The 15,862-nt window shown below is 63.5% G+C and carries 16 protein-coding genes; 12 read left to right on the top strand and 4 right to left on the bottom strand.

The features are described 5' to 3' along the window. Positions 1-19 precede the first annotated feature (19 nt). Positions 20-1,273: a glycoside hydrolase family 1 protein gene (locus tag ATN38_RS11710; RefSeq protein ID WP_082900860.1), complete on the bottom strand. Its 1,254-nt coding sequence runs from the start codon at positions 1,271-1,273 to the stop codon at positions 20-22. Positions 1,274-1,413: 140 nt separating this feature from the next. After that, complete coding sequence (locus tag ATN38_RS11705) at positions 1,414-4,683, bottom strand: arabinosyltransferase domain-containing protein (RefSeq protein ID WP_374104617.1); 3,270 nt, start codon at positions 4,681-4,683, stop codon at positions 1,414-1,416. Positions 4,684-4,738: 55 nt separating this feature from the next. Here ATN38_RS11705 and ATN38_RS11700 point away from each other — a divergent pair, with 55 nt between their 5' ends. The 11 genes from ATN38_RS11700 (at position 4,739) to hisF (ending at position 13,106) form a co-directional block, all read left to right on the top strand. Further along, complete coding sequence (locus ATN38_RS11700) at positions 4,739-5,284, top strand: hypothetical protein (RefSeq protein ID WP_007732256.1); 546 nt, start codon at positions 4,739-4,741, stop codon at positions 5,282-5,284. Between the two features lie 153 nt (positions 5,285-5,437). Further along, a complete protein-coding gene (hisD, locus tag ATN38_RS11695) occupies positions 5,438-6,760 on the top strand; it encodes a histidinol dehydrogenase (protein ID WP_037130144.1) in 1,323 nt (440 codons plus the stop codon). Next, positions 6,757-7,899 carry a histidinol-phosphate transaminase gene (locus ATN38_RS11690; protein WP_042449556.1) on the top strand — a complete coding sequence of 381 codons (1,143 nt, stop codon included), beginning with the start codon at positions 6,757-6,759 and terminating at the stop codon, positions 7,897-7,899. Before hisD ends, ATN38_RS11690 begins: the two co-directional genes overlap by 4 nt. Continuing rightward, positions 7,896-8,510, top strand: a complete 615-nt coding sequence (hisB, locus tag ATN38_RS11685) for an imidazoleglycerol-phosphate dehydratase HisB (protein WP_003942383.1) — start codon at positions 7,896-7,898, stop codon at positions 8,508-8,510. The genes ATN38_RS11690 and hisB overlap by 4 nt, the downstream gene beginning before the upstream one ends. Further along, the gene (locus tag ATN38_RS11680) at positions 8,507-8,656 is read left to right on the top strand and encodes a hypothetical protein (RefSeq protein ID WP_007732248.1); all 150 of its coding nucleotides are present in this window, start codon (positions 8,507-8,509) and stop codon (positions 8,654-8,656) included. The genes hisB and ATN38_RS11680 overlap by 4 nt, the downstream gene beginning before the upstream one ends. A gap of 68 nt (positions 8,657-8,724) precedes the next feature. Beyond that, the gene (locus ATN38_RS11675; RefSeq protein ID WP_218748042.1) at positions 8,725-9,846 is read left to right on the top strand and encodes an MFS transporter; all 1,122 of its coding nucleotides are present in this window, start codon (positions 8,725-8,727) and stop codon (positions 9,844-9,846) included. A 9-nt stretch (positions 9,847-9,855) separates the two neighbouring features. Continuing rightward, complete coding sequence (gene hisH, locus ATN38_RS11670) at positions 9,856-10,491, top strand: imidazole glycerol phosphate synthase subunit HisH (RefSeq protein ID WP_218748040.1); 636 nt, start codon at positions 9,856-9,858, stop codon at positions 10,489-10,491. Then, the gene (locus tag ATN38_RS11665; protein ID WP_054187187.1) at positions 10,488-10,739 is read left to right on the top strand and encodes a hypothetical protein; all 252 of its coding nucleotides are present in this window, start codon (positions 10,488-10,490) and stop codon (positions 10,737-10,739) included. Before hisH ends, ATN38_RS11665 begins: the two co-directional genes overlap by 4 nt. Before the next feature lie 19 nt (positions 10,740-10,758). Next, complete coding sequence (gene priA, locus ATN38_RS11660; RefSeq protein WP_003942371.1) at positions 10,759-11,493, top strand: bifunctional 1-(5-phosphoribosyl)-5-((5-phosphoribosylamino)methylideneamino)imidazole-4-carboxamide isomerase/phosphoribosylanthranilate isomerase PriA; 735 nt, start codon at positions 10,759-10,761, stop codon at positions 11,491-11,493. A gap of 9 nt (positions 11,494-11,502) precedes the next feature. After that, positions 11,503-12,336 (top strand): inositol monophosphatase family protein, encoded by an 834-nt coding sequence (locus ATN38_RS11655; protein WP_003942414.1) that lies wholly within the window; start codon positions 11,503-11,505, stop codon positions 12,334-12,336. After that, on the top strand, positions 12,333-13,106 hold the full coding sequence (gene hisF, locus ATN38_RS11650; protein ID WP_054187188.1) for an imidazole glycerol phosphate synthase subunit HisF: 774 nt from the start codon (positions 12,333-12,335) through the stop codon (positions 13,104-13,106). Before ATN38_RS11655 ends, hisF begins: the two co-directional genes overlap by 4 nt. Here hisF and ATN38_RS11645 read toward each other — a convergent pair. Then, positions 13,103-13,720, bottom strand: coding sequence for a TetR/AcrR family transcriptional regulator (locus ATN38_RS11645; RefSeq protein WP_256931790.1), 618 nt, complete (start codon positions 13,718-13,720; stop codon positions 13,103-13,105). The two genes, hisF and ATN38_RS11645, sit on opposite strands and share 4 nt — an antisense overlap. Positions 13,721-13,824: 104 nt before the next feature. Between ATN38_RS11645 and ATN38_RS11640 the strand changes: the two genes are divergently transcribed. After that, on the top strand, positions 13,825-15,306 hold the full coding sequence (locus ATN38_RS11640) for an NAD(P)/FAD-dependent oxidoreductase (protein WP_054187190.1): 1,482 nt from the start codon (positions 13,825-13,827) through the stop codon (positions 15,304-15,306). Positions 15,307-15,327: 21 nt separating this feature from the next. On the opposite strand, the gene ATN38_RS11635 is transcribed toward ATN38_RS11640, so the two are convergent. Continuing rightward, complete coding sequence (locus ATN38_RS11635; RefSeq protein WP_054187191.1) at positions 15,328-15,849, bottom strand: universal stress protein; 522 nt, start codon at positions 15,847-15,849, stop codon at positions 15,328-15,330. Positions 15,850-15,862 lie beyond the last annotated feature (13 nt).

Below are 15,862 nucleotides of genomic sequence, written 5' to 3'. Positions count from 1 at the left end.
GAAATTCGGAAAACGGCCCTCATCGAGTAGCCGTACAGCTGCGGGGAGGATCGACGAGCGAGCAGAAAGCCGGGGCCATGACGGGCACGTAGTCGGCCCCGACGCCGTTCTCGTGAATGATCCGGCGGTAGGCGTCGACGCCGTCGGTCGGGATTCGGGCCGCAGTGGGATCGCCGAGAACATCGACCGTGTAGAGGCCGAATCGAGGTCGGTACGAACCCCATTCGTAGTTGTCGGTGATGGACCAGTAGTTGTAGCCGATCACGTCGGCACCGTCTTCTCGGGCGCGTTCCATCCAATAGATGTGATCGCGTAAGTGATTCGCGCGTGTGTATCCGTCGGCACGCGGCGTTCCGTTGTCGGTGGGCATGCCGTTCTCGACGATGTAGAGGGGGAGTTCCGAGTACTTGCCCGAGTACCGCATCAATGCGTCGTACAGGCCTTCGGGCTGCGGCGTGACGTTGTAGAACTCGTCGAGTGCGGCGTACGCGGCAGTCGGATTGTTCAGGGCCACACCGTAGTAGTAGTCGATGCCGAGAAAGTCGAGCTTGTCGCGCACTCGATCCGTGAATACCGAATCGATCGCCTCGGACACGCCGGGAATGAAGGAGAAATTACTGCTTACGCGGGCACCGGGATCGAGAACATGGATGCGGTCGTAGATCGCCCGGTGGACTCGGACCAATGAGTCGAACATCGACGGCGCCTGGGTGAGTGCGATTCCGCCGTAGGTCAATTCGCGCTGAACGTACACAGTCGGCTCGTTGATCGTGATCCAGAGCGCCCCGATTCCGGAGTACCGCTCGACTACCTTCTCTGCGTTGACCAGCCAATCGGCTTCCGTCTTCGGATTTGTCCAGCCGCCTTGATCGACAACCCATCCCGGATACACCCAGTGGTCGAGTGTGATCATCGGAGTCATGCCCCGCGCGCGGATGTGAGCTACCACGTCGTCGTAGTAGGCGAATTCGGTCTCGTTCCAGCTCCCGGCGGCGGGCTGAACTCGCGCCCACTCGACGCCGAATCGGAAAACCTTCGATCCCAGATCGGCCGCCCGGTCGATGTCCTCGGCGTAGCGATGACGGAAGTCGACCGAGTCACCGATCTTGTCGTGGGTTCGTCCGGAATCGGAGTATCGAGACCAGTTGCTGTCCGGCGACGAACCTTCCGATTGGAACCCGGAGGTGGCAACGCCCCAGAGGAAGTCATCCGGTACCTCAGCCGAGGCGTGAGCGGGAAGGGCCAGCACCCCGAACAGGCACGTCAGTGCCATCAGCGCAGGCGCGATAGACCGTGACAGGGCTCCCATGCCTGGGAGACTAAGTCATACAAGTGTCCAGTCGCAGGCGTTTCGTCCGATCCGCCCGCGACTGGACCGTGTCACTCAGTGACCCAGCCGCTCAGAAATTCCGCTCAGAAAACCATGGTCATCGATCCCGGATTCCACGTCCCGGAGCGCTGAACGGTCGCTTCGTCGACCTGGGCAGGTACTGCACTCGGATCGATCGGTGTGTACTTCTCGATCGAACCCCAGTCGCGAGCCCAGTCGTTGTCGAGATACGACGGAATGGTCTGAGCGGTCAGGAGCAGATCGATCCACCCCAACGGTCCACCGCCGTAGTGGTCCTGCCAGGCACTGGTCACGAGCGCGCCGGAATGGTCGGGAAGGATCCGATACTCGGGGACCTCGGCGATACCGACCCGATGATCGAAGGGGCGTTGGCACGGGAATGCCAGTCCGACAGCCCAATCCAGCATGACGGGCGCCTGTGAACCGACGACGTCGTTGAGCTTCTGGGTCTTCGGAACCCGCGGCGGGGTGACGGCCACCCATTGGTCGGGCTTGCTGTCGTAGTCGCTGACGACCAGTCGAATGCTGTTGGCTTCGACGGGAATCTGATCCAACGGCACACGCAGGTTCCGCCATGACGGCGCCGGGCCGATGTCGAGGGGCGCGATCTTTCCGAGTGTTTCGACAGCGTCTGTTTCGGCATCGTCGACGCCACGCGCTGTGCCGTACTCGACCTCGACGTTCTGGCCGTAGGTGACGATTCCGTCCTTGTCGACGGACCGAACACGACCAGCCGCGGCAATCGAGATGATGTCGCCACGCGTGGCGTTCTCGCCCACGTCGGGGAGTTGGTACCAGTCACTGGTCAGAGTGCCGGGGGAGGGCTGACCGTAACTACCCATGACGGGTGTTGTCGCCGGGTCGAGACCGAACGGCAACGCGACCGAACTGCCGTTGACTCCGGTCTGTCCGGCGCCACCGCCGGTTCCGGCCGAGTTGCCGGCGGTGTCCTCGGAGGTGTCGACGGTGTTCGCGCCGCCGGTAGCCGTGGCTTCCTTGTCTGCTCGAAGGTCGGAGGCGACGCCATTCGGATCGAATCCCGTAGCCCCACCGGCGGACAGTCCTGTGGCGACGCTGCCCGAGAGGGGCGTCAGCATCGAGGCGTTCGGATCGGTCTCGAGCAGAACGTCGTTGGCGAGACCGCAATGTTGGCCGAGAACGGCGTCGACGTTTGCACGGCCCACCGAATAGGCCGGGTACTGGGTGACCGCGCCCTTGGCCATGGACAGCACCTCGAAGAGGACCATGGCACCTGCGGCAACCGTCAGTGGCGAGATGGCAAGCAGTCGAGCGTGCTTCGCGGACGGTTCCTTCCCCGCGGTGTACGGCTCACGGAAGAAGTACCACGCGGCGACGCCGAGCATCAGCACCGTCAGCCCGAGGAGGACGGTGCTCGCGCCGAGTCCGCTGATGGACACAGGCTTGTCCCACCACGGAACGCTGTAGCTGGACACGTAGTAGTAGCTGTTGCTGCCGGTGAATGCCACCGCGAGGAGGAACAGGACGGCCGCCGCGAAGAGGGCCCGATTGCGCGGCGAGCGCAGGAGTTTTGTTCCCACGGCGACGGCCGTCATCATCGCCAGAACGGCGGTGAGTCCGGCAAAGATTCCGAAGTGGTGCGTCCACTTGGTCGGCGAGAACATCAGCAGTGGCAGTGCGCCGATCGTCAGCCCCACGACGCGGCGTGACGGGCCGGCGGCCAAACCGGGAATACGGCCCCCTTTGCGCAGCATCATCGCGGTGCAGACGCCAAGGCACAGAACCATGACGAACACACAGAATCTGCGAGTCAGGGAACCGTCGACGGAGATGTTGAAGAGGTACTGATAGCGGAGGTACTCGTCGAACCAGGGCTGATTCGGTGAGATCGAGTGGACGCGTTGCATCTCGATGACGGCGGCCAGACTTTGATCGCCGAACGCGGGGATGAGAATCGAGAGTCCGGCAGCTAGCAGTGGCCCGACAGCCGCGACGTAACCGGTGGTGCGCGCACGTTCGATGATGATGCGCATGATCGGGCGTATTCCGGCGATGAGTGCGGCAAAGCAGATGAGGCCGGAAGGGCCGGCAGTCAAGGTGAATCCGGCGATCAGGATCGCGACTGCGACCGGCAGAAGTCGTCTCGTCGCGACGGCGCGTTCGATCGAGCACCAGGTCAGCAGCACGCCGAGGGCAACGATCGGTTCGGGGCGCAGTCCGTTGTTGAACGGAAGCCAGAAAGCGAGGAAGACAAGCGCGCCGGTCCAGAGGGCGAGTCGATTTCCGCGAATGGCGGCGCCCAGCCGAGGCGCAACCTCCCGGCTGATGACGAGCCAGGTGATGATGCCTGCCAACAGAGCAGGCAGACGGACCCAGGGGCTTGCGGTGCTGACGTGGGCCAGGAGTCCGAGGATGTTGTAATACGGCGTTCCGAACGGGGTTTCGGGGACCGCGAACCACCGGAAGTAGTTGGACATGTAGCCCGATTGCTCGGAGGCTCTTGCCATCGTGAACTGGTAGCCGTCGTCGGTGGTGGTAGCGCCGATGAAGTGCCACAGCACCAGAGTTCCGACGACGACCCCGTCGAGGACGGTGAACTTCCACCATCGGGCGGGCAGAAATTTGCGTGTGCCCCGGCCGTCGCGGTTGTCGAGGCGGTGCAGCGCGAAGAGGGACACGACAGCCGTGAGTGCCCCGAGAATCATGGCGAGAGTCTTGATCACCGACGGGCTCGACGTGAAGCGAGAGTCCGCCTCGATCGAGACGTTCAAACCGGCTGCCGCCGAATCGAGGTCGCTGAAGACGCCGACTACCTGTGGTCGGCTGTCGCCCTCGATGACGCGCGGTTCGGAACCGGTGGCGCTGAAGGTGGTTCGGGTCGGCTCGGCGGCGAGCGTGAGCGCGCATCCAGTCTGCAGATCAGCAACGGGTGTCGAGAGCAACACTTGATCACGCAGGACAACGTCGACCCGAGCGGGAGCGTCGGCGGATTCGGGGGAGACGGTGGCAACAAATCCGTAGCGGCGCGCATCGGGGGCACCCGGAGGTGCAGTCGAGACGAGTGTTCCGCCGGTGGCGGCCAACTCGCTGATCGACGCGCACGGAATCGATGCCTCCATGCGCAACGGTGTGTACGAGACCAATGGCGCCTCGACGCTTGTCGTCGACCCGGCCTGCGGCCAGTTGACGACGGCGGTGTCCTGCTCGATCGGCAGGAACGGCACTGATCCGCACAAAACTATGCCGAGGATCGATGCGACAATCGCAACGATCCGTGCTCGGTTCGGTCCGCTGGATCGCTGAGGGGTCGGCAAGGCCGGAGGTGCGGTCGTGGCCACGTCACTGTCTGTCACGACTTTGGACCCTAGCTGTGCGTGACGTGTTTGTTATAAAAGCGCGAGTAATGGGATGGTCGTGTTCCCGGTGTCATTCCTCGGGGTGGGGTTGTCGGCGATCGAGGCGGGGGGTGCTGTGCGCGAATTTCACGAGTCCATTCCCCTGAGCCCACTACTGCGGCGTTCGGCGGTCGCATTGTGCGTCGTCCTCGGAATTGTCCTGGTAATTGTCTGCGGGTTCGCGGCAATCGTGGATCGCGACTCGGCGGGCTACGTCGGCGCCGTGTTGTCCGCGGTCCTGTCCTTCGGGTTGGCCGCGTACATGTGGAAGGTGCGCGTGATCATCACCACAGACGTCGAACGAGTGTCGATCGCGCTGTCTCCGGGGCTGCGTCAGGTATTTAGGTGGGACGAAGTTGTGTCTGCCACTGCAGTACATATCGGGATGGGCTCCGGAATCGGTTATCGAATGACCGGCCCAGGTATGCGGGTAATTCTCGCGTCACCCGGCGACGGGGTCCGCTTTCGTCTGCATGACGGCCGTGAAATCTCGGTGGCAACACCTCGAAGGGACGAGCTGATCGAACTCGCCCGGCGGCGGGCGCCGGACCTGCAGTGAGCGTTGCAGGTGGACCGGTGAAAAACGGGGTGCGCCTATCCTGGATAATTGACATCAGTTCTGTGTTTCAGGCGCGCTGTTCAGGGCCTGTGATGCCGGACCGGTTTGCTGCCGCTTGCACAGGCACCCCGTTTGCGTACGAGAGGAACTCTCATGCTTGCCCGCACCGACCTGCGTGGTCGTACCCCATCCACGGCCGAACTTCGCGCCGCGCTTCCCCGAGGTGGAGTGGATGTGGACGCGGTACTGCATCAGGTTCGCCCGATGGTCGAAGCCGTCCGTGATCGCGGGGCAGAAGCCGCCCTCGAGTTCGGCGAGAAGTTCGACGGCGTTCGTCCGGCTTCGGTTCGTGTACCAGCAGCCGAGCTCGAGCGCGCACTTCGTGAACTCGACCCCGCAGTCAAGGAAGCCCTCGAGGTTGCGATCGAGCGCACCCGCACGGTGCACGCCGACCAGCGTCGCAAGGACACCGTCACCGAGGTTGTTCCGGGTGGCACGGTCACCGAGCGTTGGGTTCCGGTCGAGCGCGTCGGGCTGTACGTGCCCGGCGGCAATGCCGTGTACCCGTCCAGCGTTGTCATGAACGTCGTGCCGGCTCAGACGGCCGGCGTCGGATCACTTGTTGTCGCCTCGCCGCCCCAAGCCGACTTCGGCGGATTGCCGCACCCGACCATCCTTGCCGCAGCAGCCATGCTCGGCGTCGACGAGGTGTGGGCCGTCGGCGGCGGGCAGGGCGTCGCCCTCCTTACCTACGGCGGAACCGACACCGATGGAACCGAGCTTGTCCCGGTCGACCTCATCACCGGTCCCGGCAACATCTACGTCACTGCCGCCAAGCGTCTGTGCCGCGGACTGGTCGGCATCGACGCGGAAGCCGGTCCCACCGAGATCGCGATCCTCGCCGACCACACCGCTGACCCGGTCCACGTTGCCGCCGATCTCATCAGCCAGGCCGAGCACGACGTGATGGCCGCCAGCGTTCTTGTCACGACCAGCGTCGACTTGGCCGACGCGGTCGACAAGGCTCTGGCTGCGCAGCTCGAGATCACCAAGCATCGCGAGCGCGTCACCACGGCACTGACCGGTAGCCAGTCGGGCACGGTGCTCGTTTCTGATGTTTCCGCTGGTCTGCGCGTCGTCAATGCGTATGCGGCAGAGCACCTCGAGATCCAGACCGAGGATGCAACCGGGGTGGCAGCTCAGGTCACCAGCGCTGGTGCCGTGTTCGTCGGCCCGTGGGCGCCGGTCAGTCTCGGCGACTACTGCGCCGGCTCCAACCACGTTCTGCCGACGGCCGGGTGTGCACGCCACTCCTCCGGTCTGAGTGTGCAGACGTTCCTTCGTGGAATCCACGTGATCGACTACTCCGAGTCTGCACTGAAAGACGTTGCCGGACATGTCATCACGCTGGCCAATGCGGAGGATCTGCCGGCTCACGGCGAGGCTGTGCGTCTGCGATTCGAGGCTCTGCGATGAGTAGTGCTCCTGGAGAGTCGATTTCGGTCGACGCCCTGCCGATTCGCGAGAACCTGCGTGGAAAGTCGGCGTACGGCGCACCGCAGTTGACGGTTCCGGTTCAGCTCAACACGAACGAGAACCCGCATCCGCCGACCCAGGCGCTCATCGACGATGTGGCCGAATCCGTGCGCGAAGCCGCGAAGGAACTGCACCGCTACCCCGACCGTGACGCTGTGGCGTTGCGGACGGATCTGGCGGCGTACCTGGCGAAGCAGACAGGTGTACCGGTCACCGTCGACAATCTGTGGGCGGCAAACGGATCGAACGAGATTCTGCAGCAACTTCTTCAGGCGTTCGCAGGTCCGGGACGTAGCGCGATGGGTTTTGTGCCTTCGTACTCGATGCACCCGATCATCGCCGACGGTACCGATACCGAGTGGGTCGAGGTCTTCCGTCGGGACGACTTCGCACTCGACGTGGATGCTGCCGTCACCGTGATCGCGGAACGTCGACCCGACGTCGTGTTCGTGACCAGCCCCAACAACCCGACCGGACACAGCGTCGGCATTGCAGAACTGCGACGCATCCTCGACGTGGCGCCGGGCATCGTGATCGTGGACGAGGCGTACGCGGAGTTCTCCGCTGCCCCGAGCGCGATGACGCTGATCGACGAGTTCCCGGCCAAGCTGGTTGTGACCCGCACCATGAGCAAGGCTTTCGCGTTTGCCGGTGGCCGACTCGGCTACCTCGCCGCCGCTCCCGCGTTCATCGACGCACTGTTATTGGTGCGCTTGCCTTATCACCTCTCGGTGGTCACGCAGGCGGCGGCACGTGCCGCCCTGCGTCACGCCGACGAGACCCTCGGCAGTGTGCACGCCTTGTCCGCCGAGCGCGATCGCGTGTCGAAGGCGCTGGCGGACACCGGTTTCCGAGTGATTCCCAGTGACGCGAACTTCATCTTGTTCGGACAGTTCACCGACAGTGCACAGGCGTGGAAGGAATACCTCGACCGCGGGGTTCTCATCCGCGACATCGGCATCCCCGGATATCTGCGGGCCACCGTGGGACTCGAAGCCGAGAACGACGCGTTCATCAAGGCCAGTGACGAAATCGCAGGCACCCAGCTGGTCGACACGAATTCAGGAGAGACGGCATGAGCGATCGCATCGCGCGGATCGAACGAACAACTCGGGAATCAAGCATCGTCGTCGAACTGAATCTGGACGGGACCGGCATCGTCGACGTCTCCACCGGCGTTCCGTTCTTCGACCACATGCTCAACGCCCTGGGTACGCACGCCAGCTTCGATCTCGACGTCAAGGCGAAGGGTGACGTCGAGATCGACGCTCACCACACCGTCGAGGACACCGCGATCGTTTTCGGCCAGGCGCTCGGCCAGGCTCTCGGCGACAAGAAGGGCATCCGTCGTTTCGGCGACGCTTTCATCCCGATGGACGAAACGCTGGCGCACGCGTCGGTCGACGTCTCCGGTCGCCCGTACTGCGTGCACACCGGTGAGCCCGACTACATGGTGCATTCCGTCATCGGCGGGTACCCGGGCGTTCCGTATCACGCGGTGATCAACCGCCACGTGTTCGAGTCGATCGCATTGAATGCACGTATCGCACTGCACGTTCGGGTTCTGTACGGCCGCGATCAGCACCACATCACCGAGGCGGAGTACAAGGCCGTTGCGCGAGCTCTGCGTGAGGCGGTCGAGCCGGATCCGCGCGTGAGCGGCGTGCCGTCGACGAAGGGCACACTGTGAGCGTCCTCTTCACCTACTTGCTGTTCATCGGCGCGGGAATTGCCGTGGGCGGCGCCTACTCGATGTTCAAGGTCAACAAGCTTGCGTCGGGAATCCTTCTGGCGTTGGCGGTTCTGGCGGCGGTAGCGGGCGCACTGCGTCTGTGACGCGAAAAGTGACTGCGTCTGAGACGCAAGATCCTGCTCCATCGCCGGGGTTGCTTCGCACTCCGGGCATGATCGGTGTCCTGATCATGGCGGCAGCAGCTTTCGGTGGCTGGTCGTTGCTGTTGCCGGTGGTGCCGTTGCTGGTTGCGCAGTCCGGCGGATCGGATGCGCTTGCCGGATCGGTGACCGGTGTCTTCATGGCGGCCACGGTCTTGACGCAACTGCTCGTGCCTCGGTTGTTGCGGACGCAGGGCTACCGGCGCGTGCTGGCGGTCGGGTGTCTGCTCCTCGGCCCACCGTCGTTGGTGCTGTTGATCTCGGCCGACGCCGGCCCTGTCCTGGCGGTTTCCGCGGTGCGTGGCATCGGTTTCGGCATGCTGACGGTGGCCGGCAGTGCACTGGTGGCGGAGTTGGCGCCCAAACGAATTCTGGGCCGTGCCACCGGTGCTCAGGGAATCGCGATCGCAGCGTCACAAATGGCGGGGCTTCCGCTGGGGCTTGCGATCATGGAACGGTGGTCGGCGACACCGGTGTTCGTCCTCGGTGCGCTGATCCCGGCGCTCGCGCTGGTGGCCATTGCCGGGTTGCCGAAGATCTTCGCCCAGCCGACCGGGGAATCCGTTCGACTGAGTGTGTTCGCCGTCTTGGTTCCGGTGCTCGCTCTGGCGTGCGTGTCCGCGTCGTTCGGCGGGCTGTCGTCTCTACTGCCGATCGCAATCTCGGAGCGCGCGGCCGTTGCAGCTGTGGTGTTGGCGACCGCCAGTGGATCGATGTTGATCGGCCGGTACTCGGCGGGCCTGATCGCCGATCGTCTCGGCAGTGGTCGGACACTCGCGCCGGCATTGGCGTCGTCGACCATCGGATTGGTGCTGTTCGCGATCAACGTCGACGGCGGGTCGACGCCGGTCTTGTTCTGCGCGGCGGTCCTTTTCGGGCTGGGGTTCGGGGCGGTACAGAACGAGTCCTTGGTCATGGCGTTTCAGGCTGCCGGCCCGAGGCAACTCGGATCCGCCAGCGCGATCTGGAACATCGGCTACGACGCCGGCACCGGAATCGGTGCACTGGCGTTGGGATTCGTGGCCACGACTGCCGGCTATGCGTGGGTCTTCGCGGTCTCCGCGGTCGTTGTCGCTCTGCTCCCGGCACTGGCCGCGGGCGGCAAAGTGATCGGCAGCAGGGTTGCCCGATAGAGTTGGGGCATGAGCGCTTCCACGATTGCTGTACTCGATTACGGCTCCGGCAACCTGCATTCGGCTACTCGCGCACTGGCGCGCACCGGGGCGCAGGTGGAGGTGACCAACGACATGAAGGTTGCACTGGCGGCCGACGGTCTCGTGGTGCCCGGCGTCGGCGCGTTCGCGGCCTGCATGGGAGGTCTGCGTGCAGTGCAGGGTGACCGAATCATCGGCAGACGCCTGGCCGGTGGCCGACCGGTGCTGGGCATCTGCGTCGGCATGCAGATTCTGTTCGACCGGGGAGTCGAATTCGGTGTCGAGGCGGAGGGCTGTGGCGAATGGCCCGGCACCGTGGAGAGGCTGCAAGCAGAGGTCCTGCCGCACATGGGCTGGAACACCGTGGAGGCTCCGGAGTCCAGCACCCTGTTCAAGGGCATAGACGCCGATACCCGCTTCTACTTCGTCCACTCCTACGGTGTGCAGAGTTGGGAGCTCGCGCCGTCCGAGCACATTGCACCCCCGAAGCTGACATGGGCCGATCACGGCGGAAAGTTCCTCGCTGCCGTCGAGAACGGTGCGTTGTCGGCAACGCAGTTCCACCCCGAGAAATCCGGTGACGCGGGCGCCGAGCTGCTGAGCAACTGGGTGCAGAGTTTGTGACCGGGGGATCCGGACCGAACCGCGGTGACGATTTCTCCCTCGCCCGTCTGGCGTTGTTCTCGCTCGGCGCCGCTGTGGCTGCGCTGACGGTCGCAACTGTCGTCATCGTTGTTCTCAAACCATCGCCGGGCGTCGGCCTCGTGATCGGTCTCGTGGGGGTCGCCGCTGCGATTGCGGCAATGGGCGTCGTATCCAAGCGGATGACCCGAAAAGCGTTCGGTGACCCGGAAGACGGTTCGAGGTCCTGACCTACTAGGGTTACCGCACGTGAGCCTGGTCCTTTTGCCTGCTGTAGATGTCGTCAACGGTGAAGCTGTTCGCCTCGTGCAAGGAGAGGCGGGAAGTGAGACCGGTTACGGGTCGCCCCGCGACGCTGCTCTTGCGTGGCAGAACGACGGTGCCGAATGGGTGCATCTTGTCGACCTCGACGCTGCTTTCGGGCGTGGGTCCAACAGTGAACTGTTGGCCGGCGTCATCGGCGACCTGACGGTCAAGGTGGAACTGTCCGGTGGAATCCGCGACGACGCTTCCCTGGAAGCCGCACTGGCCACCGGCTGTGCTCGCGTGAATCTCGGTACTGCCGCTATCGAGGATCCCGAGTGGTGTGCGCGTGCATTGGCCAAGTACGGCGACAAGATCGCTGTCGGCCTCGATGTTCGTCTCGTCGACGGTCAGTACCGCACCCGTGGTCGCGGCTGGGTCACCGACGGCGGCGATCTGTGGGAGACCCTCGCGCGTCTGGACCGTGACGGCTGCACTCGTTACGTCGTCACCGACGTCTCCAAGGACGGCACACTCACCGGTCCCAATCTCGAACTTCTCAGCCAGGTCTGCGCGGTCACCGACGCGCACGTCGTCGCCTCCGGTGGTGTGTCGACCATCGAGGATCTACTCGCCATTTCCAGCCTGGTTGATCAGGGTGTCGAGGGCGCGATCGTGGGCAAGGCATTGTATGCCGGTCGCTTCACTCTCCCCGAAGCACTGGCAGCAGTTTCCGGATAGATTTTCCAGATGACTCCGACGCGTGACCTCGACGAACTTCTCGCGATTGCGGGTCGGCTTCTCGACGGCGTCCACGATCAGTTCGTCTCCGGTGTCGGCGCCCCGAGTGCGGTCCGCAAGGGCTGGGGTGATTTTGCCACCGAGGTCGATCTTGCGCTCGAGAAGCGGTTGACCGCGGAGTTGTTCGAGCAGACCGGCATCGAGGTGCACGGCGAGGAATTCGGCGGTCCCGACGTCGGTTCCGGGCTCGTCTGGGTTCTCGACCCCGTTGACGGTACTTTCAACTACTCGGCCGGATTGCCCACTGCCGGAACGTTGTTGGCGCTTCTCGACGACGGTGTCCCGGTGCTCGGATTGACCTGGCTTCCATTGATCGGTCACACGTACGCGACTCGCGCCGGCGGTCCGTTGTTGGTCAATGGAATCGCCGTACCGCCGCTGGAGCCAACCGATCTGGCGTCGTCGATCGTCGGCTTGGGTGCGCTCAACGTCAACAGTCGAGGGCGGATCCCCGGCAGTTTCCGTCTCGACCTCCTCGCCGAGATCAGCAAGGTGTCCTCGCGGATCCGGATACACGGTTCAACCGGAGTCGATCTGGCCTTCACCGCGGCCGGCATCCTGGGCGGTGCGATCGTCTACGGCCGCAACGCGTGGGACAACGCGGCCGGGGTCGCGCTCGTTCGCGGTGCGGGCGGGGTGGTCACCGACCTGGCCGGCCGCCCGTGGACCGTAGAATCGGAGTCGGTGCTCGCTGCCGCTCCGGGCATCCACGGTGAGATTCTCGATATCCTCAACGCGCTCGGTGATCCGCGCGCTTCGTCCTCAGGAGGACCACAGTCATGACCCTCGCAGTTCGTGTGATTCCGTGCCTCGACGTCGACGCCGGGCGAGTGGTCAAGGGTGTCAATTTCGAGAATCTTCGCGACGCCGGAGATCCGGTGGAACTCGCGGCAGCGTACGACGCTCAGGGCGCCGACGAACTGACCTTCCTGGACGTGACCGCCTCCACGTCGGATCGCGGCACGATGCTCGACGTCGTAAGTCGCACTGCCGAGCAGGTTTTCATTCCTCTGACCGTCGGCGGTGGAGTGCGCACGGTCGCGGATGTCGATCGTCTGCTGCGTGCCGGTGCCGACAAGGTCAGCGTGAACACCGCGGCGATTGCGCGCCCGGAACTGCTGAAGGAACTGAGTGAGCGTTTCGGCTCGCAGTGCATCGTCCTCTCGGTCGATGCCCGCACCGTTCCCCAGGGGCAGCCGGACACACCGTCGGGGTGGGAGGTCACGACGCACGGGGGCAAGCGCGGCACCGGGATCGACGCTGTCGAGTGGGCCGAGCGTGGTGCAGAGTTGGGAGTGGGGGAGATCCTGCTCAACTCGATGGATGCCGACGGCACCAAAGCGGGCTTCGACCTTCTGATGATCCGCGCTGTCCGGGCGGCAGTCCACGTACCGGTGATCGCCAGTGGCGGTGCCGGCCTGGTCGAGCACTTTGCCCCTGCAGTCGAAGCGGGCGCAGACGCAGTTCTCGCAGCAAGTGTCTTCCACTTCGGCGATCTGAGCATCCCGGAGGTCAAGGATGCGATGCGTGCCGAGAGAATCGTCGTTCGCTAGGCGTTCTCGGCGCGGATTCCGTCGATCATGAGGCGGCTGATGGCTTGGTTCAACGCCGTGCAGTCGACGGACGAACCGGCTCGCAATCCTTGAATCGCACTTGCCAGCATCATGCCGTTGACGGCCTGCGCAGTGTTGTCGACGTCGAGGTCGGCGCGTAGATAGCCGCATTCGACTCCGTGATGCAGGTACGCCGCGGTCAAGGATGCCGACTGGTCGAGTAGATCGAGCATCCGGCCAGTGAGATCGGCGTCGACGCCTGTCGTCTCGAAGAGCAGAACCCGCGGAATGCGCGGGTCGTCGAAGAAGATGCGGGGGAGCGCTTCGGCGATGCGACCGACCTGGGCGCGGTACTCGTCCAATGTATTTGCTGCGTCAGGGGCATTTTCGACGGCGAGTGCGCTGATGATCTTTGCGATCAGATCGTCGATGACGTGGTCGATGATGTCGCGCTTGTTCTCGAAGTACCGGTAGAAGGTCCCGTGACCGATTCCGAGAGTTGTTGCGATGTCGGCAATTCCGGTCGCGTGGTAGCCGCGTTCCGCGAAGCACTCGAATGATGCGTCGATGATCTCGCGGCGCAATTCCGCCTTTTTTCGTTCCGCTCTGGTCATGGCCTTCGTCACATCAGGAATGATACCGTTCTCAATAACGGAATGACGTGTCAGTTTCTGATGTGCAGTTTTTCTGATGTGCAGTTCACGAGAGGGATTCTCCGATGGCAGTGCAGTACGACGCAGTTGTGGTGGGGGCGGGCTTCGGCGGAATGGGTGCGGCCATTCAACTCAAGCGGCTGGGCCTGAACAACCTGGCGATCCTCGAGCGCGAGGACGATCTGGGTGGAACCTGGCACGTCAACCGCTATCCCGGTCTGGCTGTCGACATCGCGTCGGTCACCTACTCGTATTCGTTCGAGCCCAATCCGAACTGGTCCAGGCTTTTCGCACCGGGCGCGGAACTGAAGAAGTACGCCGATCACGTCGCGGACAAGTACGATCTGCGGAAGCACATGACGTTCGGTGCCGTGGTCAACGGAGCCCGCTGGGACGAGGATTCCTCGCACTGGGTCGTATCCGTCGAAGGCGCGCCGGACATCACTGCCAAGTACCTCCTGACTGCGACGGGTTTCCTCTCGCAACCGCATCGGCCCGACATCTCCGGTATCGACGACTTCGCCGGCAAGATCATCCACACCACGGCCTGGGACGATTCCTACGATCTGTCCGGCACCAAGACCGCAATCATCGGAACCGGCGCCACCGCTGTGCAGTTGATCCCCGAGGTGGCGCGGCAGGCCGCAGAGTTGACCGTCTACCAACGCACCCCGATCTGGGTGGTTCCCAAGATCGACGTCTCCATTCCGAATGCAGTGCAGAAGCTGTTCTCGCGTATTCCGCTCACCCAGCGAATCGCCCGCGCTGTCAGTTCGTCGATCCTAGAAATGATCATGGTCAGCGCGGTCCTTCACTACAAGCAGGTCAAACTGTTGAACAAGGGTGCGGCGGCCGCATCACGTGCGTTTCTGCGGTCCCAGGTCAGCGACGCCAGCCTTCGCAAACAACTCACACCGGACTACGACTTCGGGTGCAAGCGTCCCACATTTTCCAACAACTACTTCCGTACGTTCACCAAGGACAACGTGCATCTCGAAACGACGCCGATCGACCACATCGCTGCCGACGGAATCGTCACCGCCGACGGTCGCAAGACCGAGATCGACACCTTGGTGCTGGCAACGGGATTCAACCTCTGGGATGTGAACTTTCCAGCCATCGAGGTTATCGGTCGCGAGGGACGAAACCTCGGTAAGTGGTGGCGCGACAACCGTTTCCAGGCCTACGAAGGGGTCGCGGTTCCGTATTTCCCCAACTTCCTCACGCTCGCCAGTCCGTACTCGTACAGCGGGTTGTCCTACTTCACGACGATCGAATCCCAGATGCAGCACATGGATCGACTGCTCGGCGAGGTGAAACGGCGCGGCGCGGAAACATTCGAGGTCACCGAAACTGCCAACGCCGAGTTCCTCGACCGGATGACCGAGAACCTGGCGGACTCCGTCTTCTACGGCGGTAGTTGCCAGACTGCACGAAGCTATTACTTCAATCAGCACGGCGAGGCTGCGATTCTGCGGCCCACGTCTACACGGAATGCGTTCGTCGAAGCGAAACGCTTTCCGCTCGAGGACTATTCGATCATCTAGGCGGGCTTGTCCCGCGTTCGGCTATCTTGCCGAGCTGACTCCGGTCGGAACCGATATCACGGGATAACGGTTCTGCCGGTTCAGTCGGGAAGTGACCGAGATGTGCATCAGTCGGCTCACCGCGGAGGCAGCGCCTTTTCGCGGAGATCCGATCACGATGGTAAATGCGTCGTATTTGTCCGCGGTTGCGAGAATGACACCGGCCGGGTCTCCATAGGTGCAGTCGTACGTCCAGGTGTCGGCGTGCGAGGCAAGTGCCGAGGTTGTCTGCTCGCGTTGCGACACCATCTCGTCGTGCAGACGCGTTTCGAATTCTGGTGAGTCGGTTTCGACAGGTAGGTCCTCTGACGTGATGCAGTGAACGACGTGGAGGGCTGAATCCTCCTTGGCGGCAAGCGTCAGTGCGTAGCTGAGTACATTCTTGCTGGTAGCACCTGGGCCGATGCCGAGAACGACGTGGCGGGTTCGGACGCGATCGGTACTCGGGTTCGCGAGATGGCAGATGTACTCCGGGTGCGGACCGTCATGATGCTGATGGTTCATGTCGGATCTTCTT

Origin of the sequence: Rhodococcus sp. FH8 (genome assembly GCF_019266085.1) — a bacterium.
Taxonomy (GTDB): domain Bacteria; phylum Actinomycetota; class Actinomycetes; order Mycobacteriales; family Mycobacteriaceae; genus Rhodococcus_F; species Rhodococcus_F qingshengii.
The sequence above is the reverse complement of the archived record's forward strand: the minus strand, read 5'-3'. Positions and strand labels throughout refer to the sequence as shown.

Coding starts and splice junctions, on each gene's coding strand:
- ATN38_RS11710 (WP_082900860.1), bottom strand. CDS start 1,273: ATGGCACTGACGTGCCTGTTCGGGGTGCTGGCCCTTCCCGCTCACGCC.
- ATN38_RS11640 (WP_054187190.1), top strand. CDS start 13,825: ATGGCAGTGCAGTACGACGCAGTTGTGGTGGGGGCGGGCTTCGGCGGA.
- ATN38_RS11635 (WP_054187191.1), bottom strand. CDS start 15,849: ATGAACCATCAGCATCATGACGGTCCGCACCCGGAGTACATCTGCCAT.
- ATN38_RS11655 (WP_003942414.1), top strand. CDS start 11,503: ATGACTCCGACGCGTGACCTCGACGAACTTCTCGCGATTGCGGGTCGG.
- hisD (WP_037130144.1), top strand. CDS start 5,438: ATGCTTGCCCGCACCGACCTGCGTGGTCGTACCCCATCCACGGCCGAA.
- hisB (WP_003942383.1), top strand. CDS start 7,896: ATGAGCGATCGCATCGCGCGGATCGAACGAACAACTCGGGAATCAAGC.
- hisH (WP_218748040.1), top strand. CDS start 9,856: ATGAGCGCTTCCACGATTGCTGTACTCGATTACGGCTCCGGCAACCTG.
- ATN38_RS11675 (WP_218748042.1), top strand. CDS start 8,725: ATGATCGGTGTCCTGATCATGGCGGCAGCAGCTTTCGGTGGCTGGTCG.
- hisF (WP_054187188.1), top strand. CDS start 12,333: ATGACCCTCGCAGTTCGTGTGATTCCGTGCCTCGACGTCGACGCCGGG.
- ATN38_RS11690 (WP_042449556.1), top strand. CDS start 6,757: ATGAGTAGTGCTCCTGGAGAGTCGATTTCGGTCGACGCCCTGCCGATT.
- ATN38_RS11645 (WP_256931790.1), bottom strand. CDS start 13,720: ATGACCAGAGCGGAACGAAAAAAGGCGGAATTGCGCCGCGAGATCATC.
- ATN38_RS11700 (WP_007732256.1), top strand. CDS start 4,739: ATGGTCGTGTTCCCGGTGTCATTCCTCGGGGTGGGGTTGTCGGCGATC.